24 protein-coding genes, 1 pseudogene and 1 riboswitch are annotated in these 23,155 nt (G+C 67.5%); of the genes and pseudogenes, 10 read left to right on the forward strand and 15 right to left on the reverse strand.

Annotated elements, in window-relative coordinates:
* Positions 1-584 precede the first annotated feature (584 nt).
* Positions 585-1,268, forward strand: coding sequence for a hypothetical protein (locus QR77_RS00340; RefSeq protein WP_040019125.1), 684 nt, complete (start codon positions 585-587; stop codon positions 1,266-1,268).
* A gap of 135 nt (positions 1,269-1,403) precedes the next feature.
* Here QR77_RS00340 and QR77_RS00345 read toward each other — a convergent pair whose 3' ends face one another.
* The 4 genes from QR77_RS00345 to QR77_RS00360 form a co-directional block, all read right to left on the reverse strand.
* Positions 1,404-2,480: a phosphotransferase gene (locus QR77_RS00345; protein ID WP_236710479.1), complete on the reverse strand. Its 1,077-nt coding sequence runs from the start codon at positions 2,478-2,480 to the stop codon at positions 1,404-1,406.
* Between the two features lie 391 nt (positions 2,481-2,871).
* Positions 2,872-3,438 (reverse strand): DUF4291 domain-containing protein, encoded by a 567-nt coding sequence (locus QR77_RS00350; RefSeq protein WP_040019127.1) that lies wholly within the window; start codon positions 3,436-3,438, stop codon positions 2,872-2,874.
* A 146-nt stretch (positions 3,439-3,584) separates the two neighbouring features.
* Positions 3,585-4,070 (reverse strand): hypothetical protein, encoded by a 486-nt coding sequence (locus tag QR77_RS00355; protein ID WP_236710480.1) that lies wholly within the window; start codon positions 4,068-4,070, stop codon positions 3,585-3,587.
* A 647-nt stretch (positions 4,071-4,717) separates the two neighbouring features.
* Positions 4,718-5,227 carry a GNAT family N-acetyltransferase gene (locus QR77_RS00360; RefSeq protein ID WP_040027003.1) on the reverse strand — a complete coding sequence of 170 codons (510 nt, stop codon included), beginning with the start codon at positions 5,225-5,227 and terminating at the stop codon, positions 4,718-4,720.
* A 337-nt stretch (positions 5,228-5,564) separates the two neighbouring features.
* Here QR77_RS00360 and QR77_RS47660 point away from each other — a divergent pair, with 337 nt between their 5' ends.
* Both QR77_RS47660 and QR77_RS47665 read left to right on the forward strand, forming a co-directional pair.
* Positions 5,565-5,870, forward strand: coding sequence for a hypothetical protein (locus QR77_RS47660; RefSeq protein ID WP_201778776.1), 306 nt, complete (start codon positions 5,565-5,567; stop codon positions 5,868-5,870).
* The gene (locus QR77_RS47665; protein WP_201778777.1) at positions 5,864-6,394 is read left to right on the forward strand and encodes a class I SAM-dependent methyltransferase; all 531 of its coding nucleotides are present in this window, start codon (positions 5,864-5,866) and stop codon (positions 6,392-6,394) included. The genes QR77_RS47660 and QR77_RS47665 overlap by 7 nt, the downstream gene beginning before the upstream one ends.
* Positions 6,395-6,451: 57 nt before the next feature.
* Here QR77_RS47665 and QR77_RS00370 read toward each other — a convergent pair whose 3' ends face one another.
* From QR77_RS00370 to QR77_RS00385, 4 genes are all read right to left on the reverse strand, one after another.
* Positions 6,452-6,709: a hypothetical protein gene (locus QR77_RS00370; protein WP_040019128.1), complete on the reverse strand. Its 258-nt coding sequence runs from the start codon at positions 6,707-6,709 to the stop codon at positions 6,452-6,454.
* Between the two features lie 388 nt (positions 6,710-7,097).
* The gene (locus QR77_RS00375; protein ID WP_040019129.1) at positions 7,098-7,322 is read right to left on the reverse strand and encodes a hypothetical protein; all 225 of its coding nucleotides are present in this window, start codon (positions 7,320-7,322) and stop codon (positions 7,098-7,100) included.
* 1,092 nt (positions 7,323-8,414) lie between these two features.
* A complete protein-coding gene (locus QR77_RS00380; protein WP_040019130.1) occupies positions 8,415-8,942 on the reverse strand; it encodes an RICIN domain-containing protein in 528 nt (175 codons plus the stop codon).
* Between the two features lie 590 nt (positions 8,943-9,532).
* The gene (locus tag QR77_RS00385) at positions 9,533-10,084 is read right to left on the reverse strand and encodes a YceI family protein (protein ID WP_040019131.1); all 552 of its coding nucleotides are present in this window, start codon (positions 10,082-10,084) and stop codon (positions 9,533-9,535) included.
* A gap of 239 nt (positions 10,085-10,323) precedes the next feature.
* Positions 10,324-10,497: riboswitch (TPP riboswitch) on the forward strand.
* Between the two features lie 174 nt (positions 10,498-10,671).
* Here QR77_RS00385 and QR77_RS00390 point away from each other — a divergent pair.
* The 3 genes from QR77_RS00390 (at position 10,672) to QR77_RS00400 (ending at position 14,160) form a co-directional block, all read left to right on the forward strand.
* Positions 10,672-11,424 (forward strand): SDR family oxidoreductase, encoded by a 753-nt coding sequence (locus QR77_RS00390; protein WP_040019132.1) that lies wholly within the window; start codon positions 10,672-10,674, stop codon positions 11,422-11,424.
* A 187-nt stretch (positions 11,425-11,611) separates the two neighbouring features.
* Entirely contained in the window at positions 11,612-12,580 is a 969-nt protein-coding gene (locus tag QR77_RS00395; protein WP_052488410.1) for a phosphatidylinositol-specific phospholipase C, read from the forward strand.
* Between the two features lie 284 nt (positions 12,581-12,864).
* Positions 12,865-14,160 carry a hypothetical protein gene (locus QR77_RS00400; RefSeq protein ID WP_040019133.1) on the forward strand — a complete coding sequence of 432 codons (1,296 nt, stop codon included), beginning with the start codon at positions 12,865-12,867 and terminating at the stop codon, positions 14,158-14,160.
* 97 nt (positions 14,161-14,257) lie between these two features.
* Here QR77_RS00400 and QR77_RS48045 read toward each other — a convergent pair.
* Positions 14,258-14,335 (reverse strand): annotated as a pseudogene (locus tag QR77_RS48045) (VOC family protein); the annotation flags it as partial.
* Between the two features lie 210 nt (positions 14,336-14,545).
* On the opposite strand from QR77_RS48045, the gene QR77_RS00405 reads away from it, so the two are divergent.
* From QR77_RS00405 to QR77_RS00420, 4 genes are all read left to right on the forward strand, one after another.
* The gene (locus tag QR77_RS00405) at positions 14,546-14,971 is read left to right on the forward strand and encodes a PPOX class F420-dependent oxidoreductase (protein ID WP_040019134.1); all 426 of its coding nucleotides are present in this window, start codon (positions 14,546-14,548) and stop codon (positions 14,969-14,971) included.
* Positions 14,972-15,188: 217 nt separating this feature from the next.
* Positions 15,189-15,713, forward strand: a complete 525-nt coding sequence (locus QR77_RS00410) for a (2Fe-2S)-binding protein (RefSeq protein ID WP_052488411.1) — start codon at positions 15,189-15,191, stop codon at positions 15,711-15,713.
* The gene (locus QR77_RS00415) at positions 15,700-16,689 is read left to right on the forward strand and encodes a xanthine dehydrogenase family protein subunit M (protein WP_040019135.1); all 990 of its coding nucleotides are present in this window, start codon (positions 15,700-15,702) and stop codon (positions 16,687-16,689) included. The genes QR77_RS00410 and QR77_RS00415 overlap by 14 nt, the downstream gene beginning before the upstream one ends.
* A complete protein-coding gene (locus QR77_RS00420) occupies positions 16,686-18,881 on the forward strand; it encodes a xanthine dehydrogenase family protein molybdopterin-binding subunit (protein WP_040019136.1) in 2,196 nt (731 codons plus the stop codon). Before QR77_RS00415 ends, QR77_RS00420 begins: the two co-directional genes overlap by 4 nt.
* 26 nt (positions 18,882-18,907) lie before the next feature.
* Here the strand turns inward: QR77_RS00420 and QR77_RS00425 are convergent, their stop codons facing one another.
* The 6 genes from QR77_RS00425 to QR77_RS00450 form a co-directional block, all read right to left on the reverse strand.
* Complete coding sequence (locus QR77_RS00425) at positions 18,908-19,330, reverse strand: ester cyclase (RefSeq protein WP_040019137.1); 423 nt, start codon at positions 19,328-19,330, stop codon at positions 18,908-18,910.
* Between the two features lie 92 nt (positions 19,331-19,422).
* Positions 19,423-20,175 carry a glucose 1-dehydrogenase gene (locus QR77_RS00430; RefSeq protein ID WP_040027006.1) on the reverse strand — a complete coding sequence of 251 codons (753 nt, stop codon included), beginning with the start codon at positions 20,173-20,175 and terminating at the stop codon, positions 19,423-19,425.
* A gap of 139 nt (positions 20,176-20,314) precedes the next feature.
* Positions 20,315-20,734 carry an ester cyclase gene (locus QR77_RS00435; protein WP_052488412.1) on the reverse strand — a complete coding sequence of 140 codons (420 nt, stop codon included), beginning with the start codon at positions 20,732-20,734 and terminating at the stop codon, positions 20,315-20,317.
* Between the two features lie 113 nt (positions 20,735-20,847).
* A complete protein-coding gene (locus QR77_RS00440; RefSeq protein WP_040019138.1) occupies positions 20,848-21,291 on the reverse strand; it encodes an ester cyclase in 444 nt (147 codons plus the stop codon).
* Between the two features lie 2 nt (positions 21,292-21,293).
* On the reverse strand, positions 21,294-22,307 hold the full coding sequence (locus QR77_RS00445; protein WP_063798146.1) for an NADP-dependent oxidoreductase: 1,014 nt from the start codon (positions 22,305-22,307) through the stop codon (positions 21,294-21,296).
* Positions 22,308-22,424: 117 nt separating this feature from the next.
* Positions 22,425-23,030, reverse strand: coding sequence for an NAD(P)-binding domain-containing protein (locus QR77_RS00450; RefSeq protein WP_040019139.1), 606 nt, complete (start codon positions 23,028-23,030; stop codon positions 22,425-22,427).
* Positions 23,031-23,155 lie beyond the last annotated feature (125 nt).

Genomic DNA, 23,155 nt, shown 5'->3' on the forward strand with positions numbered 1-23,155 from the left:
CGGGCGGCGTTGTGCTGGCGCCGGCCGCGGGCGCCGACGAGTCAGGGGCACTGGAGGTGGAGACGGTGACCGAACCGCCCGGGTCGCACGCGGTCAGGGCCAGCCCCGCGCTGACGAGCACGGCCGACAGGCCCCAACGGGCTGTTCTGGTACGCACGGTGTCCTACTTTCACTTTGATGTCGTCGCCTCGATCCGGTGACGACGGGTGTGGTCCTCTCGGACACACACGATCACCAGCGGCAGGAGTGATCTTGGCATGCGCATTCCCCTGGATCGGCTCCTGTTACAACCTCGTGGCACAACGCCATAGACCTCACAACATTCGACGCCGGAGTGCGGGCTCGTGCACCCAGCCCGGGGGGCATGTGCCGGCGGATTGCCGGTTCGTTTCGCCCGGCATGGGGAGGGGGAAGCCGACGCATGCCGAGTGCGTCCTGTTGGATCGCACATGCCCGTGCCGGGCTAGCCTGACGGCCGCTCAAGTGATGATCACGGAGTGATCAACTAGGTCAACTGGTGCGCATCGGGGGCCATATGTCGTGGCAGCGCGCGAAGAGACCGATGGCTGAAGAAGGGGCAACCAGTGCTGGCCGTACGGGAGACGGGAGTCACTGACGTACAGAATCAGTTCATACTGCTGCGCGACGTCAACGACTCGACCCAGGCGCTGCCGGATCTGTGCTTCGCGCTGAGCGACGAGGCATCGATCACGCCCTACTACTTCTACATGTGCGACAGGATCAAGCACGCTGAACACTGGCGGCTCTCCTTGCACAAGGCCCAGGACCTCCAGACGAGCCTGCTGGGCCGGCTCCCCGGCTTCGCCACCCCGCGCATCGTCTGCGACGTCCCGTTGGTCGGCAGGCAATGGGTGCACCAGGTCAAGGAGTACGACCGTGAACGCGGCGTCAGCTACTGGGACAAGAACTCCCGCCCCCTGCTCGACTCCAGCCACCCGCGGAACGGTTCCTACGTGTACTACGACCCCATCCACACGCTGCCCCAGGAAGGCCGCGCGTGGTGGGAGACATTCCGCTCCCACCACGACGAGTCCCTCGACACCGGCGACCTGGCCCAGACCACCACCCGCCGGCCGATTGGGCGGGTAACGGTACCCGGGTACGTACCGGTAGGGGCCTGGGGGTCCCCCGTCGAACAGCGACTCGCTACTCGCCCTTTTCCACCGGGGCGGGAGCCAGCTCGTCCGGGGGATACACCTCGGCCCCCGCAAGGGGAAACTGCACCATCACGCCACCGTTTGCGGTGATCATGACGACTTCCCCAACAACGTCTTCGGGATGATCGGTCGGCACGACCGGAGTCACCTTGTCGCCTTCAACCCACTTAAGCACTGATGTTCACCTTCCTGATTCCCCAAACCGGCCGAAGTCCCACGGTCGACTCATGCTTCGTAGGCGAGCGCCCTCCGCAGATGGAAGTCCGCGACGTCGAGCATCCACTTCCGGTTCGGGAAGTCGCCCTCGGCGATGCGAAGCGGGCCGCCGACCAGGTCCAGGTGCATGACGTACTGGTAATACTCGACGCGCCGTGGGTCGAGGCCTGGGCTGCGGAGCGCCTCGTAGTGCGGGCCGAAGCGCATCCGCATCCAGCAGTGCTCCACTTCGATGTCGGTGTACATCAACCCCTCGATGTCGATGATGACGGGCTCCCCCTCCGGCCCGACGAGCGTGTGTTCCGCGCAGAGCTCGCCATGGACCACGCCGAACTCTGTGCGCGGTTCGAGCGCGGCGTGCAGGGTGCGGAGCTTCTCCTCCAGCATCGCCTCGCCCTCGGCGGCGCGGGCGTCGCGGGGCACGGCGGTGGCGATGTTCACCAGCGCGTGCTCCAGATAGGCCTGCTCGCAGGTCGTGTCCGGCGGCGCGCCGCCGCCGTCGATCCATGCCACCCGCCCGAACGCCGGCGCGCGGTACGCGTGCATGCGCCGAAGCATGTCGGAGAGCCGCGCGAGCGTGTGCCGGCCGGCGTCCGGATCGCGTTCCAACAGCGCCTCGAGCGTTCCGCCGCGGACGTCCTCCGCGACGGCGATGTCGGCCGGGTACAGATCCTTGCTGCGATCGGCGAGCAACAGCCGCGGCGAACGAGCTCCGACCGCTTCCAGTCGACGGGTGGCGCCCTCGAAGAAGTCGATGCCGGAGGCGTGCGCGAACGGGTTCGACGGGTCGTCGTGGCCGGCGGGAAGCAGCCCGTCCCAGTAGTCCTCGTCGGCGTTCCAGACGTAGACGATCGTGCTCGCGCCGTCATCCAGGGTGACGCGGTAGACGCCCTTCTTGGTGCCGTTCAGCAGGCGGTCGACGGCGGCGACGCGGCGGTCGGTGCCGAAAACCTCCCGTATCACCGGGGTCAGTGTTTCGGCGTCGGCGAATTTACGTTCAGCGGTCATTCCCGGTCCCCCTTGAAGCGCCCGAGCCGATCCCTGGACAGCGGTTGCCAGGCTCCGCAGACGCGGACGCACCAGCATAGATGCCGGCCTGATGTCGCAATCAGGGCAAGCGGTAGGGGGCCCTCCCGGCGGCGCCGGGTCACTCCCAGCGCCTCCCGACAGCAGCCGGCCCCCGCCTTCGCACTGCTGCTGGGCCGCACATCGAGGACATGGTGAACAGTCTGAAGGACAACAAGCCCTTCAGGGATGCTCACGAAGCGGGGCCGGACAATCGACGGGTCCGCCTTGCCGGCGTGCGTACCCGAAGGAGTGAACATGGAACTGGAGCTGCTGCCGCACGCCGGCGTCGCGCTGGGTCGCGTGCGGCGAGCGGGTTAGGGCCTGTTGCGACAGTGCTGGTAGGGACCGTCTCATCGACGGTCCGAAGGAAAGTCGGTGAGGTGCGGTCCGGTTCCGTGGCAGTCGGCGGTCACTGACCTGAGAAAAGACGGTTTTCCAGCGCCCGGGGCAGTGGGTAGGGGCGCTCTGCGGGGAACAGTCGTTGGGCTTTCGCGGCATGCCCAGTCTGTATCAGGGAAGCAGCCTTGCGGATCTGTGGGGTGAGGTCGGTGAGACTGACAATCCAGTCGTAGGTGAACGTGTGAATCAGATGGCGGCCAATGCCGACCTGGATGCTGTAGTGGTTCAGCGCCGCCCCGCGCGGCGAGCGCTCCGGGTCCCATTGGACATGCACGGCAGCCTGGGCCACGGCCGCTGGGTCTGCGGTCGTGAGTGCGGCCCGGGACAGGGCCTCCTCCCAGCCCTCCCGCGTTATCCGCACCGCGAGAACACGCTCCTGACCGGGTTTGCGGGCCCAGTTGCTGCGGTGCATCAGCCACATGAACGACGGCTTGATCCACGTCATTCTGTGGAATGAGAACGGCGTAACGAAGTGGCCTGCCCGCAGTGCCGCGTCGGCGATGGCAGGCACGTACGCCTGGTAGACCACGATCGTGCGGGCGTCGTAGTCGGCACGAATCTGATATTGGGGTGCCATGCGCCGCACCCTGCCATCCGTCTCATCGGCCTCGCGAGTCGTTTTCTCACAGTGGCCGCGCAGCCGGTCGCGAAAGTGCTGTTCACAGCCACTCGTTGACAGCCGCGACGAGGACGATCGCTTCATGGCGCACTCGTACGCCTGCCTTAAGCGAGTCCCCCATAGGTCACTGTCCTTCCCGGACCGGTCTCCTGGGAGACGCGTTCGGCCAACTCCCGTCCCCAGCAGTCCAGTTCCCGCCGCCGCGCGTCATCACTGTCCTCGTCGCGGTCCCGCAGGTACAGATTCATTCCCGCGTCGAAATCCGTCGACCACTGGTACAGATCGTCCACCAGCCCGTCGGAGAGGTGGAGAGCCGCGGCCGGATCATCCGGTGCGAAGTCCCCGAATCCCTCCGCCCTGAGCGGATACCACTTGAACTCCGCTTCGACGGTGATGCGGACCGGGTGCGGAGGGGTGCCGTGTTCGTCAAGGATCCAGTGCAGCCGTCGGCACCCCCAGCACACGACTTTCAGCGTGCCGTGAGCCTCGTCCCAGTAGTGCACCACCCACTGGGGACCGAGATGCGTCGCAAGGGACTGGGCGACGGCCAGACCGTCGCGCGCATGCCGACGCCGCTCCGGCCCGGGCACGGACCCACCCTGCGGACGCGCACGGGACCATACCTCCACCTCGCCGGCCAGCGCGTCGGAAAGCCCCAGGAAAGGGTCGTCCGCAGGAAGGTTGCGAGTGAAGGCTCCCAGGTCATCACGACCTGCCTCGTCTGTCGTGTACAGAGCGGATGCCCCCGCCTGCGCGCGGAGGAGCAGGTGGCGTGGTCCATCGGTGTGATTCATGCCGTGTTCGCTCCCAATAATGAATCCGTTGTCCCCGACACTGATAACAACTCGATGGGTCGAACGGGCCGTGGACAAGGCGCTGTTGGCGGTCGACCGGCGAGTGGCGATCCGCGTCGCCCGGCCCGGATCCGGACAGGGGGACGACCGATGACTGAGCAGGACACACCGCCCGGCCCACCCGCCTGGATCATGCCGTCCTTCCCCGAGGCTGACGAGGCGCGGAAGTGGTAGGAGACCGTGCGGGTCGTGATGACCAGCGCTGCCCTCTGAGTGGCCGACAGTTCGGCATCCTGGACAACACATTCCTCCGTGTGGTCCGGCCGTGAGAGTAACCGGCTGGGGGATGGGACTCCCGGCTGGGCAGGCTCGGGTCATGAGTGGACCGGTCAGCCTCGTAGTTCACCACGCTCGCCCACGCGCCGCGGAAGAGACCTCCGCTGTCAGGCAGTTCGGCCCAGCGAGCTGATCATGAAGGTGCACGAGTCCGCCATGTGGTGCAGGACGCCCTCGTCGTCCCGGTAGGTGTAGCGGTCGACATACGAGGTGAAGGGCCGGTACCCCAGCCGCCGGTACAGCGCCGCGGCACGGATGTTGTCTGTTCTCACACCCATGCCCAGCCGTCGCATCCCGCGTTCCCGTGCCCGGTCCTCGGCCGTGCGGATGAAAGCCGTGCCGATACCCTGCGAACGCAGCGACGCCGGCCACACGAAGAGCCCGTTGATCTCCGGGCAGTTCACCACGGCTCCCCGCACTTCGGAAGCGGCGCACCCGTCCCAGCGCACCTCGCACGTACCGACCGGTCGCCCGTCCTGCCACGCGATCAGGTATGTACCGACCCCCGTGCGCTGCCTCGCGTACCGCTGGGCATGATTCGCCGTCACCGATTCGGACGGCAGGACCACGTCGAGCACTGCCACGTCCTGCTCCCGGCAGTCGGCGATACGCGTCATCTCGCCCACCTCCCCTGGGTACCTGACAACCGCAGGCAATGATCGTACGCACTCACCTTGGACACTTCACCCCCTTATGGCCCCCGAGGCTCTGTAGGTCAGTCCCCCGGCGCGGGCCAGGGGACATGGCTTCGGTTTGCGGCGGACGGATCAGGTCGCCCAGGTCGCGGGCGCACCGTGGTCCGGATGGGGAACGGCGCCGAATCGCGGTGATCGTGACGGCACCGAGCTCGCTGGCCGATGCCCAGACCACGCGCCGGGCGTGAGGCCGGTGGCGCCAGTCACGGGGGAACATTCCTAGAAGACGCCCGGGAGTTGAGCTTGTGACACTGCGTCTATGCAAAAAGACCAGGATGAGTCCCCACTGACGCTCCTTCACTGGCCGAGGTACGGCGTTGACGCTCCAGCGTTCCCGGCGGTACGCGGCGCCGTCGGCACGGTCTGCTACCTGGCCGCCGCCAAGTGGCGGCCAGGACGGAACGCGGTGGTGACCGCGGGAACGGTACTGCTTGCCCACACCGGCATTTACCTGCACACCACACTGCACGGCAAACTGCGCATTGGGAGGCGGGAGCTGGACAAGGCCGGCTTGAAGGTAACGAGCTGCTCCTGGACCTGGGCTGCGGTCGCGGCGCGGTGCTGATCGAGGCGGCCAGACGGCTGCCGACGGGACACGCCGTGGGCGTGGACCTGTGGTCCGGAACGGACCAGAGCGGCAACCGGCCCGAAGTCACCCTCGCCAACGCCGCTGCGGCAGGGGTCGCCGACCGGGTGGAAGTGCGTACGGCCGACATGGCCGCGTTGCCTTGCGCGGACGGCTCCTTCGACGTCGTGACGAGCGCGCTGGCGATCCACAACATCCCGTCGCCCGAAGGGCGATACCGCGCGGTGGACGAAGCCATGCGGGTGCTGCGCCCGGGCGGGCAGTTGCTCGTGGCCGACTTCTGGCCCATGGCCAGGAAGTACGCCGCGCACATCGGCCAGGGCACGTTACGCGGACTCGGCCCCGGGTACTGGTACGGCGGCCCGTGGCTCGGCATCACACTGCTGCACGCCGTCAAAGGTCGCTACACGGACGGCCCTTCTAGCGCTCGTGGCGACTCTGGACTTCGTACTGGTCGCCCCAGCGCGGGCGGTGTCGGCAGCCCCGAAGTCGGGGTCGACTGAGGGGTTCCCCTCCTGGGCCGCACGGCCCCTGGGGCTCACGTACGACGCACCAGCTCGTCAGTCGTCCTCCGGTTCGAGCTCGAACCGGAAGTAGATGCTCAGCACGTAGGGCGCGTCTTCGTCGTGCTGGTAATCCCACGAGACGTCCACCAGGAAGACTTCATGCGCGCCCACCCACTCCTGAGCCGTCTTGAAGGCGTCAGCGGCGGTTGTGGCGGGGAAGAACTTCCTGGCCACGGGATGCACCTGGGTATCGGCATCCGAGTCGTCGAAACCCTCCGGAACGTCCAGGCAGAGACCGGGATCGAACTCCATGGAAGCGCCCTTTCCAATCGGTCAGCGGTACTACCCGTCGGCAGAGGCCGATCCTCTGCACACGCCACCCGGTAGGACTGCCGCAACCCCCGGAACGGTTGCCTCGGGCGGACGCCGGCAAGGTGTCGCGGCCCTTGATGATCCGGCGGTGCGGAAAGGTGGAGAAAGCACGCATGCCCACAGGGGAAAAGGGTGGGGCGTCGGTAACTGTCTCTTCTTCTCTGCCAGATCGACAGTCACCGACATCTCCGGATTTCCCGGCGTCCGCTCCGCCGCCGGCTCGCCAGGACGGCTCGCGCTCCTGGGTCGCTCTGCGGACACACATTTGCCAGGCGCATGCCAGGAATGGCTGCTCGTAGCATGGCGATCGGACTGAGCGCCTCTTGTGTCACGCCGCTTCGCCTCGACGGTGGGCTGCCTCGTCCGGCTCACCGATCGGCCTTGTGATCGTGTCGTCCCCGACGGACGCCCGCTCCTCAATGAGCCCGTCTGCGAGCACGCTTTCGTGGCATGCCTCGCATTGGTAGTGCTCGTCGTCGACTTCGACCAGCGCATCGGCCGCCGCCCGTTCCCCGCAGCTCGCGCATACCCGCTCTCCACCAATGTCGCCCATGCATTTAACGGTCCGTCAACGTCTGGGTGTGCGAAAGGGTGCCGGGATGGGCGCACGAGCGCTCGGCCCCGGCTCACCGCCCGTACAGTCTCACCGGTCACGCTCGGCTCACCAGCAGTTTGCCCTTCGTGGCACCGCGGGACGGGCGCACTTCCCCGGGGCGAGGCTGTGGCCACAACATCAGAGGCAACAAGTGACCGTCCTCGCCGACTGCCACACGGTGGCGTGACCAGCCACGCTGCGCGAATGCGCGAATGACCGATAACACCGCCGCCTCTTCCCTGGCAGATCCGTCCCTCTGCACTGCCGCCGCCCGTTGGCGGCGGCGTTACGGAGAGCGGCACGGACACAGACCACCACCTCGCGGACGAAGCTGCGTCAGCAGCTCGGCTCCGCGCTGCCCCCGGATCGGCGCCGCTGATCAGGTCCAGGTCCTGATCCTCGTCGTACGCTCGGCACCATCGGATGAACCGTACTGCCCACGCCCCTGCCCGCCGGCAGCCCCATCACCTTGTCGGCCTTCCGCAGCCGCGGCCGCGAAACTTGGCCTGGAACTGCCCGACGACAGTACCGATCTACGCAACGTCCTGAACACGGACGCCCAGCAACCGCACAACCCGTGGCTCCGCCGATGACCATGCGTGGTGGCCGATCCTGATCCAGCCATCGCCACACCACCCCGCTCGCTCCAGCCCGTTGACGACCACGGGCATCGCCCGGTGATAGCCGACGGCCGTGATACCTCGTCCCGGAATCTTGATGCCATCAGACGTTCAGGCGCGCTGTGGGCTCGCGTCAACTGGCATCGGCATCGACGGTTGCCCTGACCTGCTGTGCCTGATCGGTCCGGGCCGACTTGAGCAGGAGGGCCAGGGCAGCGGTGCCTACGCTGCCCCCCGGCCACGACGTAGAAGGCGGGGCGGTAGCCGTCGACAACGGCTAAGCCACCGTCGGCCCGGCTGTGGCTGGTGCCCCCGGCTGAAATGGTAATGAGGGCGGCGAGGCCCAGCACGGCGCCGAGGTGCCGGCACATGTTGATCAGGCCGGAGGCGAGACCCGCGTTGCGTGGGGCGACACCCGTGGGGGGGATGGTCAGGAGACGAGCCAGGCCTGGTTCTGCTTGCCGTTGCACGGGGCGGTGTGGACGGTGGCGGTACCGCTCGCGTTGGCCAGGCAGTAGCCCGTCGCGTAGCCGAGCTTGATCGTGGCGTTGCGGTTGCCCGCCGCGGAGACGAGCCAGGCCTGGTTCTGCTTGCCGTTGCACGGGGCGGTGTGGACCTTGTCGGTGCCGGTGTCGTTGGTCAGGCAGTAGGCCTGCGCGTAGCCGAGGCGGATGGTGGCGTTCTTCTGGCCGGTGCCGCTCACAAGCCAGGCCTGGTTCTGCTTGCGGTTGCAGGTGGCGGTGTGGACTCTGTCCGTACTGGTGTCGTTCTGGAGGCAGTTGGCCTGGGCGTAGCCGAGCTTGATGGTTCCGTTGGGGTCGCCGGTCGCGGAAGCGGAGCCGCTCAGCGAGACGACGAGGGCCCCTGCGGCCAGGGTGGCTACGGCGGCGCTGCTGCCGAACGTACGGGCGGCAACAGTGGTGCGGGCGAAGGTGGTGAGGCAGTGGACGTGACGCATGGGGGGCCTGCGCTTCCTTCTCGGGGGGGGCGCTTTCTGGACCCGTCCGGTCCGGGCGGCGCGCCCTCGGGGGCGATGTCGCCGGTCCGGGATACGGCGTCGCAGCCGGCCAGTGACAGTGGATACGCACCATAAGCCGGGATGATCATGCTTGAAGGGTGCCATGCCAGCCCGGTAACCCGGATGCTGAGCTTGATCTTCTCCGTCCCACGTCCTCCGCGATAGCGCCGGTCGTCCGGTGTTCCATGGAAACCGTCCGCCGGGAGCCCGCGTGCGGCGGGAGAAGAACTTCTCCATCACTTTCGCCGATCGTGCGACCGGTGCCCAGGTGGCAGCCGACCCCTGATTCGTGGAGGCGTTGCTGTTTCGAACATGGTCGAGGCGATCTGCTCGGCGCACGCTGCTCCGGACACCGTGCGAGTTCGGCTATGAGATCACGTTCTACTGACTGAACCCGCCCATGAACGCGCTCCGGCTCGGGCCCAGTTCTGCGCGGATCGACCACGACGGCGAACTCCGCGTCATCAAGGGCACGTTGATCCGTACGCAGGTCCGCTTCCCACCTGTCGACCCGGATACCCGCCGCCTTCTCAGCGCGCCGGGAGCGAGACGGTGAACTCGATGTCGACCGCGTCGCGGAGTTTGAGGGCGCCGAGGAAGCCGGAGTACGGCTTTATGCCCCACCGGGACTGGACCACGCTCGTCGTGCCGGCGAGGGTGGCCTCGTCTCGCTGCTGAATCTCCAGGCGCTGCGGATGGGTCCGCCCGGCCAGGGTCAGATCACCCTCGACGGTTGCAGTGTCGTCATGGATCTCGACGGCGGTGGAGGTGAAAGCCGCGTGAGGGTGGCGATCCGTGCGCAGCATCTTGCGCATGGTTTGGTGGATCTGACGCAGGTCGCCATTACTGAGCGGTTTTACGCCACCCGTGCCCTCCAGGACCTTCAGCGCGCCCAGGTCTACCGTCACTGACACCGTCGGCGGGGTGGCGGAGTCCGCCGATACAACGACCTGGCCTTCCCATCGGGCGGCCTCGATGAGCAGATCGTGTCCGACCCTCGCGGCTACGCCTTGACGAAAGGTACGCACGAGAAGTCGCCCGGTCTCCGGTCCGATCTCGTATTCACCTGCTGCTAGAGGCACGGCTTCACCCTACGGCTCCCCTGGTGCGGTCGCAGCCCCGCGGAGCCTGCTGCGCTCCGGCTGCTGCCGACCCGTCTCCGGCAGTTCACCTCGGGCGCGGAGGACTCGGCCGGCTCAGCTTCTTCCTGCTCGGCCGTGCAGAGGGTCTCGCTGACATGACGGAGGACATGACTGAGCCGCGAAAAGTCCTCTCCGTGTTTTTTTCTGGCTTTGTCGGCGTTAGGCTGATATTAGGCCTGCGGGACGAGCGGGGGAGTTTGACCGGAGTAGCCGACTTCGGCGGAGTGCTTTGGCCTTCCGCCGGGGCCGACGTCGACGGTCGACTGAGAGGCTGGAAGGCCGAAAGACCGGAAGGCGACCCTTGGAACCTGATCCGGGTAATGCCGGCGCAGGGAGCCTCGTCTCGTCAGGTCGTTATGGGCCGCCCCACTGGGGCGGCCTTCGTGCGTCATCCGGCGACGTCGACGCGCCGCCCGTCACCGGGGCCGCTTGACCGACGGGCGACGGTCCGACCGGCCGACGGGCGGGCAGCGGCCCGAAGTGTAAGGATCTGACCTGTCAGCGGACGATACCTGGAGGTACGGGTCATGTCGGGCAGCACATCAGAACACGGCCAGCCTCACTTGGCCGACCAAACGGTCCTGGTGATCGGTGCCAGCTCCGGCATCGGGCTCGAAACCGCACGTCAGGTACGTGCCGAGGGCGGCCGGGTAATCCTGGTCGGCCGCGACCCCGAACGGCTGCGGCAAGCCGCGCTCGATCTTCAGCCCGTCGGCACAGCCGCGTTCGATGCCAACGACACCGACCGCCTGAAGCAGTTCTTCGACGAGCTGCCGGGGCCAATCGACCATGTGCTCGTCACAGCCGGCAACCCCTCGTACATGCCCTTGGCAACCATGGACGTCGCCGCGGCCCGCCAGGCCTTCGGCCAGCGACTCGCCATGACGCTCGCCGTGGCCCTCTACAGCCGTGACAAGGTACGCGCCGGAGGAACGCTCCTGTTCGTCGGCGGCACCGGCGGCCGGCGGCCCGGCGTCGGCATGTCCATCGTCTCCGCCACCACCGCGGCCATGCCCGCTCTGACCGCCAATCTTGCGCTGGAACTGGCACCGATCCGGGTGAACCTCATCGCGCCCGGATTCGTGGATACGCCTCTCTCCGCCTCGCTCCTGGGTGATCAACTCGAAGCCCGGCGTGAGGAGTTGCGTTCCACGCTTCCCATCCGGCGGGTCGTCGGTCCGGCTGACGTCGCGGCTCTGGCCGTACACATCATGCGCAACGAGGCACTCACCGGTGGGACGTACGACGTGGACGGCGGCCAGCAGCTCCTCTCCTCCTGACGACCGGCCGGAGAGGGGAACCTCTCGCCACGCCCACACACACCGCCGCACCCGGCACCCGGCACCCGGCACCCGGCACCCGGCACCCGGCACCCGGCACCCGGCACCCGATGTGATCGAACCCGTCCCCGCACCCTTGCCGGAAGACGATGTTGCGAACGCCCTCCGGTGGGGCAGGAACCGCCCCATGACACTGAGCCGTCGCTCCCTCATACGCTCCGCCGCCCTCACCACCACCGCCCTGGTGACCGGCGCCGGCATCGCCCCCGCACGCGCCGCGACCGCCCCGCGCTCCGCCGCGGCCACCGGCAGTGAGATTCCCGCCGACTGGATGGGCGCGCTGCCCGACGCGCTGTCCCTGCTGCGGATGACCATTCCCGGCACCCACGACTCCTGCTGCACCGACCCGAACAACGGCACCGAGTGGTCTCACACCCAGAACTGGGGGATCACCGAGCAACTCCAGCGCGGCGTACGGTTCCTGGACATCCGGGCCAACGGCCTCGAGGGCCACCCCGACGACTCGTTCGGGATCTACCACGCCTCGTACTACCAGGGCATCACCTTCGACGGGGTGCTCGCGGAGTGCCGCGACTTCCTGCAGCAACATCCGAGCGAGACGATTGTGATGCGGTTGAAGAAGGAGGACGGCACCAACAACGATGTCGGCGCCCGCTTCAAGGACATCCTGAACGTCTACCTCGACACCAAGGGCTGGCGCCCCTGGTTCCTCCTCACCGACCGGATGCCGTCGCTCGGCGAGGCACGCAAGCGGATCGTGCTGATCGCCCAGTTCGACAACGACTTGCCCGTCCTGCAATGGCCGGGCGGCGACAACGATTTCCTGTCCAACCAGTGGTTCTCGCTCCAGGACATCTACCAAGGGCTGTCCTGGCCGTCCGACAAGACCGCGAAAGTCACCCAACAGTTCGACAACGTCACCGGGGACCAGAACTCGGCGCTGATGTACATCAACTTCGCCAGCTACGCCGGCGGTGGCTGGCCCAAGGTCAACGCCGACGCCATCATGCCCGGGGTCCAGAGCTATCTGAACGGCCGGCTCTCGGACCGTACACACCTCGGCGTCGTCCCCATGGACTTCCCTGACTTCCACTCGGACACGCTGCGCACCCTCATCGACTGGAACTGGCACTGACACCGCGCACCCGTTCCCGGAGCCCGGGCCCCGACACCGCCGTACTACCGGCACCGGGGCCCGGGCCCGGACCCGCGGCCCGTCAGGAACAGCTCCGCGGTCAACACCGTTGCCACTGCCTCGATCTGCCCAGCCCAGCAGGCAGCTCTCCGCGTCACTTCCCACCCCTGATTCGAGATCGGGACCGGTCCCGGCCCACCCCTGGTGGAATGCTCGCATGTCAGGAGCGCCCACCTGGTCATCGACCGGGGGCAGCTCACAGGTCACGGATTGCGGAGAGTCAGATGAGAAGTCCGGTACGTGGAGGTGTCATCGCTCTGGCCTCGGCGGCCCTGGTGGCCTCATGCACCGCGGGCCCGACGGGGGAACGCGGCAGTCAGGGGGCCACCGGCTCGCCCCGGGCCAAGCCCACCCGGAACGCCCTCGACCTCAGCGGCGATCCCCGGGCCGCGGCGCCCTTGGCGTTCGACAGCAAGGCGGCCCATGTCCTGCCGACCGGCCCTGGGGGTATCCCCTCCCTTGCTTTGTACGGGCATGGGGCCTGGCTCTCGCACGCGTCCGGCATGACGCTGTACAACCTGGCCACGGGTAAGGCCGTCACCGACATCACGACCAAGAACTCACCCACGTACGACCTGCCGGCACCACGCGATCTGTCCAAGAAGCAGGCCGAGTTGGCCCGGGACCGCCTGCCGGCTCCTGAGCCGGTGCAGATCGGCGGTGAACCGGCCATGCTCACCGTCGTGCCGGTCCAGCTCGCCAAGCAAGGCAGCGGTTCGGCGCAAGCCGGGTTCGAGGTGATCGCGGCGCGGGCGGACAACGGCAAGCTGATCTGGCGGCTTCCCGTGGACATCTACGGTGACCCGGCCGGCAAGCTCGGCACGTTCCCCCCTTCGACCGGAAACGGTGTGGCGACGGTCAGTTGGACGGAGGACGGCGACCTGACTGGCACCTTCGCGGTCTCCTTGGACAAGCCTCGCCTGCTGTGGCAACGTGCGAGCTTCTTGAAGATCGGCGGATCCGGCGACGCTCTCATCGGTTTTCGCGAGGAGGCGGACGAGGGCCACACGTTGGCCGGTGTCTCCGCGACCACCAGCCGTGACCTCTGGGTCAAGGAGATTCCGGACGGCACCACTTGGTCGATGAGCTCGATCGGCGCGGGACCATTGGCCGAACTCAGTGACGACAGCGAGCAGGCGCGGTTGATCGACATCACGACCGGCAACTTCGTGCTGTCCAAGGGAGGCGGCCTGACCAAGCGCATGGACTGCGATCACGGCGAGGGCGGCACCGTCCTGCTGTGTACCTCGAAGCGGGACGGTGCGTTGGCGCTGGACGATGCCGGCAGGATCTTGTGGCGCCGGGCGGCGGGTGACGGCCCGGAGAAGTGGAGCGCCACCGTAGAAGCCTCGTTCAAGAATCTGTTCTACGCCAAGGGCAAAGAGGGGGCGTTCGTCGTCGACGGGCGTACCGGACGAACGGTCAGCGCCGACGCGGGGGTTGTCCCCGATAAGGTCAACTCCTACGCCGCGCTGGTCTACACCGACACCGGCACAGAGGTCCACAACGCAAAACGCTGACTGAAACCGCCCGTCACTTCGGCGGCGCGTCCGACAGCGCGCACCCATCACTGAGGACGAGCCGCGTGCGATCAGGGTCCCCGGCGTTGGGCGAATGTCAGCCGCTCGGCGCCCGGCTGAGGTCGACGACGCAGAAGATATTGCCGTCCGGATCGGCGAGTACGACGAAGCGTGGGGGAATCTTAGGATCCTTCGGGCTCGGATGACCAGGGAGCACGCTCCGTCGCTGTGCGACCCCGAGAGCCGATGCTCGGCGGGACACAGATCCGAGTGGCTTGCGGCGCGCTGCGTCCCGGGACCTGAGAACCGATGACCGCATCGGTTCCGGGCGAAGTACGGCGTGCCTTGAAGGCAACGCGATAGTTCGCTCCGTACTGTACTCGGCATGGCTGAGCAAATGAGTGAGGATGTGTGGAAGGCCTTCATCAGAGAAGGCACTCGTACCGGAAAACTGTCCACCGTCCGGGCGGACGGCAGCCCGCACATCGCGCCCATGTGGTTCCTGCTGGATGGTGACGATCTCGTTTTCACCACGGAGAATACGACGGTGAAGAGCCACAATCTTCTGCGGGACGAACGTGCGGCGCTGTGTGTCGACGACGAGCGGCCGCCCTATTCCTTCGTGGTGCTGCGGGGACGCGTCGAGATCTCGGAAGATCCCAGCCAGTTGCTCACCTGGGCGACCAGTATTGCCGCGCGGTACATGGGCGAGAACCGTGCGCGGGATTTCGGCGAACGCAACAGCGTTCCGGGCATACTGCTGGGGCGAATGCGGATCGAGCACGTCACCGCCTACGCGGCCATCGCCTGATCGCTGTCATTGCGAGACCTGCCCCACGCCCTCTGCGCCGGGCCTGAAAACGTGCCGAACCTTCGTAGGGCTCAGTGTGCCGGACGGCAGTTCGGTCGCCGTATCAGGAATCAGCCAGGCCACGGCGGCCTCGTCCCGGTGGAGTGCGACGCAAAAGCCGCCGCTGGTCCAATCTCTCTGAATTCTCTTCGAGTTTCGTTTTCCGGAAGGCCTCAGCATGGGCGCGGATGTATCGCGTGAAACCGCGGTTCCCGAAGTATGGGAGCCTGTCACGAAACTGACGGTGAATGGGCGCCCGTCCGTCCTGAGTCTCGACACCCGCGTCACGCTCCTGGACGCGTTGCGAGACCATCTGGGTCTGGTGGGGACGAAGAAAGGGTGCGACCAGGGAGCCTGCGGTGCCTGCACCGTGCATGTGAACGGGAAGCGCGTGCTCTCGTGTCTCACCCTCGCGGCACAGTGCGAGGGCCACGCCGTGACGACGATCGAGGGTCTCGCGCGCCCCGGTAAGACGCATCCCATGCAGGAAGCCTTCGTCGCACGGGACGGCTTCCAGTGCGGATTCTGCACGCCAGGACAGATCATGTCGGCAGTTTCCCTGATCGACGAGGGCCGGGCCGGTACGGATGACGAGATCCGCGAGTTCATGAGCGGAAATCTCTGCCGCTGCGGTGCTTATCCGAACATGGTGGCGGCTATCCGCGAAGTGGCGTCCACGGGGAGCGGCGATGCGGCCGTTTGAGTACGTCCGGGCAACGGAGCTTCGCGAGGCGGTGCGACTGGTCTCGGCCCATCCGGGCGGCGCGTATCTGGCCGGGGGGACGACGCAGCTCGATCTGATGAAGGACGGGGTGCTCGCCCCGGGCCTGCTGGTCGACATCACGCGTCTTCCGCTTGCCGGTACCGAGCGGCAGGGTGAGGTGCTTCACGTCGGCGCTCTGACGACGATGGAGGAGCTGGCAGCCGATCCGACAGTCGCCGAGCGGCTGCCCCTGGTCCGCGAAGCACTGCTGAAAGGCGCCTCCACCCAACTGCGGAACATGGCGACGATCGGCGGAAACCTGTTGCAGCGGACGCGCTGCCGGTACTTCCGCGACCCCGACGTCCCGAAGTGCAACAAGCGCCTCCCGGAGTCCGGTTGTGCGGCCGTCGAGGGCGTCCCCCGTATGCACGCCATTCTCGGCGTGAACGAGCGGTGCGTCGCCCTGCACGCCTCGGACCTCGCCGTCCCTCTGGTAGCGCTCGACGCGGTGGTACGCGTCCAGGGACCGACGGGCGAACGACAGATTCCGCTGACCGACTTCTACCTCCCGTCGTCGGACAGTCCCGACGTGGAGAACCGCCTCGAACACGGCGAACTGATCACCGCGGTCGAGATCCCGCTGCTTCCCCCCGAGGCCGTCTCAGGCTACCTGAAGGTACGCGACCGGATGTCCTACGAGTTCGCACTCACCTCGGCCGCGGTGGCCCTGGTGGTCTCCGGCGGAATCATCCGTGAGGCCAGGATCGGGCTCGGCGGGGTGGGCAGCAGGCCCTGGCGCGCGTGGGACGCCGAGCGGGTGCTCGTCGGCTCACCTGCCGATACATCGACCTTTCGACGAGCGGCTCGGGTGGCCGTACAGGACGCCTGGACCGTGCCGGGCACGGCGTTCAAGGTAGAACTCGCTCAGCGCTGCCTGATCCGCGAACTGCGCGTCGTGTCAGGGGCGGCGGCATGAGCGAGGCAGTCGTCGGGGCCGGGATCAACCGGGTGGACGGTCCCCGCAAGGTGGCGGGCGCCGCTCCCTATCCGTCGGACTTCAACGCCCACCATCAGGCGCACGCGGCGCTCGTCGGAAGCACGGTGGCTGCCGGCCGCATCGTCCGCATCGACACCGCCGCGGCCGAAGCCTCTCCCGGCGTGATCACCGTGCTCACCCATCTCAACACTCCTCGGATGGAGCGCGGGCCCATGACACCGCTCGGCATCTCGCCGCCGGCGCCGATGCAGGACGGCCACATCCGGCATTACGGGCAGCACGTCGCCTTCGTCGTGGCCGACAGGCCCGAGCAGGCAGCGTACGCGGCGCGGCTCGTGTCGGTCGAGTACGAGCGCACGGAGCCGTTGCTCGACGTACAGGACCCGCGGGCCCCCCAGGTGATCGACCCGTGGGGGACGGACAGCGATCGCGGAGACACCGCCGGGGCCCTGGTCTCGGCAGAGGTGAAGGTCACGCGGACATACACCACTCCGGACAACACCAACAGTCCGCTCGGCCTCTTCGCCACCCTCGCCGTCTGGGACCAGGACCGGCTCACTGTCCACGACACCACCCAGTGGCCGTCCATGGTCAAGGCCACGCTGGCCGGGGTCTTCAAGATCCCGGAGAGCTCGGTTCGCGTCCTCGCGCCGTATGTGGGCGGTGCGTTCGGCGCCGGCCTACGGGCCTGGCCGCACGTGATCCTCACTGTCCTCGCCGCCCGTCAGATCGGTCGGCCGGTCAAGCTGGTACTGACCCGGCCCCAGATGTTCAGTTCCGTGGGACATCGGCCCGACACGGTGCAGTGGGTGTCACTCGGCGCGACCCGGAGTGGGGAGCTGACGGCGATCGACCATCGCACCGTCTCGTCGCTGGCGATGGAGGACGACGACTACGAGGCGGTGTCCGCCGGTTCGGCGTTCGCGTACCGGTGCCCGAACGTGGTGACCCGGGACGTCCAGGCACGCCTGAACCGTCCGGCCCCCTGCTCGATGCGCGCCCCGGCAGCCGGTCAGGGCAACTTCGCCCTGGAGTCGGCGATGGACGAGTTGGCCTACGCCCTGGAAATGGACCCGCTACAGCTTCGTATGAGCAATCACACCGAAGTCCACCCGCAGTTGGGCCTGCCGTGGTCGAGCGAGGCGTTGCGGGAGTGCTACCAGGTGGGGGCGGAGCGGTTCGGGTGGTCGTCCCGGAACCCCGGGCCGCGTTCCATGCGGGACGGCGACTGGCTCATCGGATACGGGATGGCCGGCTGCAGTTACGCGTGGTACTCGGTGCCCTGCTCCGCTCGGGCCACCGTCAGCCGGGACGGCAGCGCGCTGGTCCGCAGCGCCGCCACCGACATCGGGACCGGCACCTACACGGTGATGACCCAGGTCTCGGCGGAGTACCTCGGACTCCCCCTCGACCTGGTCCGCTTCGACCTCGGCGACTCCGACATGCCGGCCGCTCCCCAAGCGGGCGGATCCGGACTCACCGGAGCTCTGGGGGGCGCCGTTCTCGACGCCTGCGGCCGGCTCGTCCGCCGATTCGCCGAACTCGCCGCGAAGGACGTCGAGTCACCGCTGCACGGCGTCTCGCCGGACGCGGTGACCGTCGGAGGCGGACGCGTCCACGTGAAAGGCGACCCCTCCCGAGGTGAGTCCTACACCGACATCCTCAGCCGTCACGAGCTGGCGGAACTGTCGGCCGACGGTTCGAGCGCGCCCGCGTCCCCGCAGGAACTCGGCATGGCGCCGTCCGGCGCTTTCGGGGCCAAGTTCGTCGAGGTGCGGGTCGACCGCGACCTGGGACTGGTACGGATCGCCCGGGTGGTGTCCGCCATCGACGGAGGCCGCATCCTCAACGAGAAGACCGGCCGGAGCCAGATCATCGGCGCGACGATCGGCGGCATCGGCCAGGCGCTGTTCGAGGACACCGCCACCGACCCGCGTACCGGCCGGATCGCCAATGGCACGTTCGGTGACTACCTCATCCCCGTCAACGCCGACATCCCCGACCTGGACGTCGTCTTCGTCGGCGGACCGGACCGCTTCTCGCCGGTCGGCACCAAAGGCATCGGCGAGATCGGCCTGGTGGGCATCGCCGCCGCCGTGGCCAACGCCGTCCACCACGCCACCGGTAAACGCGTCCGCTCGCTGCCCATCACCATCGACGACATGCTGTAGCGGACGCACACGGCAGCCAGGGCGGCTCAGGACCGGGTGAGCTGTCGCTTCAGGTCGGCGTTGTCGTACAGGTACCACGACTCGACGATTCTGCCGGCAGCGATGCGGTAGTGCGCGAGCTCCGATGTGCGGAATTTCCGGTTCGTGGGCTCGATGCCCTCGTACACCCCGCGGTGTGTTCCTGTGATGGTGTAGAGCACGCAGGCGAGGTCGCCCTCCACGACGACGTGCTCAATTTTCCAGTGCCAGTCGGGGAATGCGCCGATCAGATTGATGTTCTGGGCGTGGAAGGAAGCGATGTCCCGTCGCACTCCGTTGTGAACGAACGGTTCGGCGTAGAACTCTCCGGCCCTCTCGAACCTGTGGCTGTTCCAGGCACTGTTGAATTCGAGGATGAAAGATCTAAGTTCGGCGCTATCGGGTGTGGGGCCGGTGTTCAGGTCATTCATGGTGCGCGCCCTTCCGATGGAGTGTGGCCTGTTGGTTCGTGGTGTCCTGACATGAAGGGACCTGGGCCGTTGAGGCGTCTCCAGGGGTCCGTTCAGCCTTCGGGGTAGCTGTCCCAACTGGCGTTGCCCGCGAACTCTCCGCCGTCGGCGCTGTAGTCGGCTCCGGAGATCCAGCGGGACTCGTCGCCGGCGAGGAACAGGACGACTTGGGCTACGTCCTCGGGCTCGCCCAGGCGCTTGAGGGCAACGTGGTCGGTCTTGAACGTGGCGTTCGCGGTGGCGGGAGTGTTGATCTGCCCGGGGTGGACGGCGTTGACCCGGATGCCGTGCTTTCCGAGTTCGACTGCGGCGGTCTTGGTGAGGCCGCGGACGGCCCACTTCGAACTGACGTAGCCGACGGCGGCGGGATAGCCGATCAGTCCGGCACTGGAGCCGATGTTGATGATCGAGCCGCCGCCGGCCTGCTTCAGGAAGGGTATGACGGCGGTGACACCGTTGAAGACTCCGAACAGGTTGATGTTCAGGCTGCGTTGGAAGCGGGCGGCGTCCCATTCCTCCAGTGGTGCGGAGTCGAGGAGCCCGACGTTGTTGACGAGAATATCGACGCCGCCGAAGGTCTCCTGTGCGGCGGTGAGGGCTTGATTCCAGGAGTCGGGGCTGGTGACGTCCAGACGCACGAAAACCGCCTTCGACCCGAGTTCGCCCGCGAGCGTGTTTCCCGCTTCGGTGTTGATGTCGCCGATGACGACATCAGCTCCCTCGGCTGCCAGAGTCCTGGCGGTGGCGGCTCCGATGCCGCTGGCCCCACCGGTGACGATCGCGGTCTTGCCTTGCACTCGGTTCATGATCATTACCTGCTTCGCGTGTTGGTGCTCCGTGGTGTGTTGTGGTGTGTTGTGGTGTCGGCAATCAGCCGGCCTCTGCTCCACCCGTACTCCGGAGAGCGTCGAAGGCCCCCGGGGCACCCCGGCTCAGGCCTGGGACTCAGGGCTGGGTGAGTTGCCGCTTCAGGTCTGCTTCGTCGAACAGGTACCACGACTCGACGATTCTGCCGTCGGCAACGCGGTAGTGCGCGATCTCCGATGTGCGGAACTTGCGGCCGGTGGGCTGGATCTCGTCGTACGCCCCCTGGTGTGTGCCGGTGATGGTGTACAGCGCGCAGATCAGGTCTCCCTGCACGACCACGTGCTCGACCTGCCAGTCCCGGTCCGGGAATGTGGCGATCAGGTCCGCGATCTGGGCGCGGAAGGACGGGATGTCCCGTCGCGCCCCGTTGAGGAGGAATGATTCGGCGTAGAACTCTCCCGCGCGCTCGAATTGGTGCTCGTTCCAGGCGGAGTTGTATTCGAGGAAGAGTGTCCGAAGTCCGGCGGCATCCGCCTCAGGGGTCGCTTTCGGATTCATGATGCGTTCCTCTGGGAGTGGGTGTGATGGGCAGGAGGTCGCCGCGGCGGGAAACCCCACTGCAGGCGTGCCTGGAGACGCGGCGGCTCCCGGGTTCGTGCGGGCGGACGTCGCTATTTCTCGCCCGCCACCGTCGGCAGTCCGTCGATTTGGATGATGACGGAGAGGAGGTTGCCGACGCCCCAGTGCTCGACGATCTGGCCGTTCTTGACCCGCATGGCGTCAACGACCTCGAAGTGGACCTCGCGGCCGGTCGGAGCGATGCCGAAGAAGTCCCCTGTGTGGGTGCCGTGGTAGATCTTGTACGTCGTGACGAGGTCGCCGTCGGCCACCTGCCAGTGGATCACCGGATTGAAGTCGGAGAAGGTGGACCGCAGGGTGCGGTACAAGTCCCGTACCCCGGCCTTGTCCGAGCCGAAGCCCTGCTGGGGGGTGTGGTCGACGAAGCCGTCGGCGTAGAGCTGTTCGTACACGTCGAAGTCGCCGCGTCCCTGCACTTCTTCGACCGCGCGCCGGACGACCGCGATGGCGGCCTTGCTCTCATCGCTGCGTGCCATGATCATTTCTCCTTGGTGTGTGAGGTGTGTGATGAAGGTGCCGCGTCGTGGCGGGGTGCCGCGTCCGAGGGGGCGCCGCGTCGTGGCGGGACGGCCTTGCCGAGCGTCAGGACGATCTTTCCGCGGGTGTGGCGTTCGCCGAGTTCGGTGTAGGCGGCGCGCACCTCGTCCAGCGGATACACCGCCTGGATCGGGAAGGCGATGGCGTTCCTGACAGCCAGGTCCGCCAGCGACTCCCAGATCTCGGGGGTGTCCGCTTCGGCCTGGCCGACGGAGCGGACACCGTGGCGGGCGACGGCTGCCCCGTCCGCGATCGTGTTGATCCGGAGCGGCGCGATGCCCAGCTCCAGGGCCGCGAGTACGTTGCCCCGGCCGAAGTGGTCGAGGTACGCCGTGACCGGCTGGGGTGCGGCTCGCAGGATGCGGCCGACGAGCCCCGGGCCGTATTCGACGGGGATGGCGCCGAGGGATTCCAGGAACGGGAAGCTGTTCCTGCTGCCGGTGGCGAGCACGGTGGCGCCGCGGAGCCGGGCGAGCTGGACGGCAACGGATCCAACGCCTCCGGCCCCGGCCGACACGACCACGGTGTCCGCGCCGGACAGCCCCAGAGCTTCGACCTCGGCATGAGCGGTTGACCCGACACCGGGGATGACCGCCGCCTGTTCCCAGGGCAGCAGCCTCGGCTTCCGGGCCAGTCTCCCGGGCCGGGCCAGGACGAACTCGGCTTGCGCGGCGCGCGGCTGGAAGCCCATCACCTCGTCACCCGGCTGGAAATCCGTCACGCCGGAGCCGACGGTGTGAACGACGCCGGCGTAGTCGTTGCCCTGCCCTTCGGGGAAGTGCGCGGGCCACGTGTCCGCGAAGGCACCTTCGCGAATGCCGATCTCTCCGGGGTTGACCGCCGCTGTCTCCACGGCCACGACCACTTCTCCAGGCCCGGGTTCCGGCCGGTCGACGTCCACGACCTCCAGTACGTCGGGGCCCCCGTAACGGCTGAAGCGCACCGCCTTGGGCATCAGGATCACCTCTCCACGATTTCGTGTGGGACGCCGGAAACACTTCCGACGCGCTTGACGCATGTGGTCGGGTTCGGCTTTCGCGCCGCGACCCGGAACCGGAGGCCGTCGGGCAACTCAGTTCTCCTTCAGGAGACTGAGGGTGGGCAGCGGGCCGCCGGGGAACTGCTGGAGACGGCCACCGGCGGTCAGCGGGCCGAGGTCGACCGTGGCCCATCCCGCGCTCGCGGCCAGGCTCGCCACACGGTCGTTGGCGGGTACGTCGTCGCCGGACAGGAAGATCACGCGCCGCCCGGCCGGGGTACGGGGATCCGCCCCCAGGAGGTGCGGCGGGAGCGTATTGAACGCCTTGACCAGCCGGGCGCCCGGTACCAGGCCGGCCACCACCTCGCTGGAGGTGAGGCCCCCGAGGTCGGCGACCTTGAAGTCGGGCGGGCCGAGCGGAGTGCTGGTGTCGACGACGATGCGGCCGCTCCAGTCGGTGATACCCGTCGCGGCCACCGCGTCCTCCAGACAGCGCCACGGAACAGCGAGTACGACGATCTCCTCGGCGGCGGCCTCCTTGACGCTGACCGGCCTGATGCCGGCGCCGGCCTTGGCCGCCCAGTCCCGCAGGGTCTCGGGTCCGCGGCTGTTGCTGACGAGGATCTGTTCGCCGGTGGCGGCAAGCCGTACCGCCAGCGGCCTTCCGATGGCTCCCGCTCCGATGATCCCGATGGGCATGACCCGCTCCTGAGCTGAATGGGTACGGTGGAGGAGGTGGTGGACCGGGCAGGCTGTCCATCGACTGCCGGCGCGGGAATCCCTCGCACTTCCGAACCGTTCGGTTACAAAGTAGAGCATGAGTC

It is taken from the genome of Streptomyces sp. 150FB (genome assembly GCF_000818195.1).
In the GTDB taxonomy this organism is placed as follows: domain Bacteria; phylum Actinomycetota; class Actinomycetes; order Streptomycetales; family Streptomycetaceae; genus Streptomyces.

What these genes read in the sequence shown, in the direction of transcription:
- QR77_RS47660 (WP_201778776.1), top strand. Translation starts at nt 5,565, where the DNA reads ATGCAAAAAGACCAGGATGAGTCCCCACTGACGCTCCTTCACTGGCCG.
- QR77_RS00450 (WP_040019139.1), bottom strand. Translation starts at nt 23,030, where the DNA reads ATGCCCATCGGGATCATCGGAGCGGGAGCCATCGGAAGGCCGCTGGCG.
- QR77_RS00405 (WP_040019134.1), top strand. Translation starts at nt 14,546, where the DNA reads ATGGCTGAGCAAATGAGTGAGGATGTGTGGAAGGCCTTCATCAGAGAA.
- QR77_RS00415 (WP_040019135.1), top strand. Translation starts at nt 15,700, where the DNA reads ATGCGGCCGTTTGAGTACGTCCGGGCAACGGAGCTTCGCGAGGCGGTG.
- QR77_RS00430 (WP_040027006.1), bottom strand. Translation starts at nt 20,175, where the DNA reads ATGAACCGAGTGCAAGGCAAGACCGCGATCGTCACCGGTGGGGCCAGC.
- QR77_RS00380 (WP_040019130.1), bottom strand. Translation starts at nt 8,942, where the DNA reads ATGCGTCACGTCCACTGCCTCACCACCTTCGCCCGCACCACTGTTGCC.
- QR77_RS00410 (WP_052488411.1), top strand. Translation starts at nt 15,189, where the DNA reads ATGGGCGCGGATGTATCGCGTGAAACCGCGGTTCCCGAAGTATGGGAG.
- QR77_RS00390 (WP_040019132.1), top strand. Translation starts at nt 10,672, where the DNA reads ATGTCGGGCAGCACATCAGAACACGGCCAGCCTCACTTGGCCGACCAA.
- QR77_RS00345 (WP_236710479.1), bottom strand. Translation starts at nt 2,480, where the DNA reads ATGCTGGTGCGTCCGCGTCTGCGGAGCCTGGCAACCGCTGTCCAGGGA.
- QR77_RS00440 (WP_040019138.1), bottom strand. Translation starts at nt 21,291, where the DNA reads ATGGCACGCAGCGATGAGAGCAAGGCCGCCATCGCGGTCGTCCGGCGC.
- QR77_RS00435 (WP_052488412.1), bottom strand. Translation starts at nt 20,734, where the DNA reads ATGAATCCGAAAGCGACCCCTGAGGCGGATGCCGCCGGACTTCGGACA.
- QR77_RS00360 (WP_040027003.1), bottom strand. Translation starts at nt 5,227, where the DNA reads ATGACGCGTATCGCCGACTGCCGGGAGCAGGACGTGGCAGTGCTCGAC.
- QR77_RS00375 (WP_040019129.1), bottom strand. Translation starts at nt 7,322, where the DNA reads ATGGGCGACATTGGTGGAGAGCGGGTATGCGCGAGCTGCGGGGAACGG.
- QR77_RS00445 (WP_063798146.1), bottom strand. Translation starts at nt 22,307, where the DNA reads ATGCCCAAGGCGGTGCGCTTCAGCCGTTACGGGGGCCCCGACGTACTG.
- QR77_RS00420 (WP_040019136.1), top strand. Translation starts at nt 16,686, where the DNA reads ATGAGCGAGGCAGTCGTCGGGGCCGGGATCAACCGGGTGGACGGTCCC.
- QR77_RS00395 (WP_052488410.1), top strand. Translation starts at nt 11,612, where the DNA reads ATGACACTGAGCCGTCGCTCCCTCATACGCTCCGCCGCCCTCACCACC.
- QR77_RS00350 (WP_040019127.1), bottom strand. Translation starts at nt 3,438, where the DNA reads ATGGCACCCCAATATCAGATTCGTGCCGACTACGACGCCCGCACGATC.
- QR77_RS00400 (WP_040019133.1), top strand. Translation starts at nt 12,865, where the DNA reads ATGAGAAGTCCGGTACGTGGAGGTGTCATCGCTCTGGCCTCGGCGGCC.
- QR77_RS00370 (WP_040019128.1), bottom strand. Translation starts at nt 6,709, where the DNA reads ATGGAGTTCGATCCCGGTCTCTGCCTGGACGTTCCGGAGGGTTTCGAC.
- QR77_RS00425 (WP_040019137.1), bottom strand. Translation starts at nt 19,330, where the DNA reads ATGAATGACCTGAACACCGGCCCCACACCCGATAGCGCCGAACTTAGA.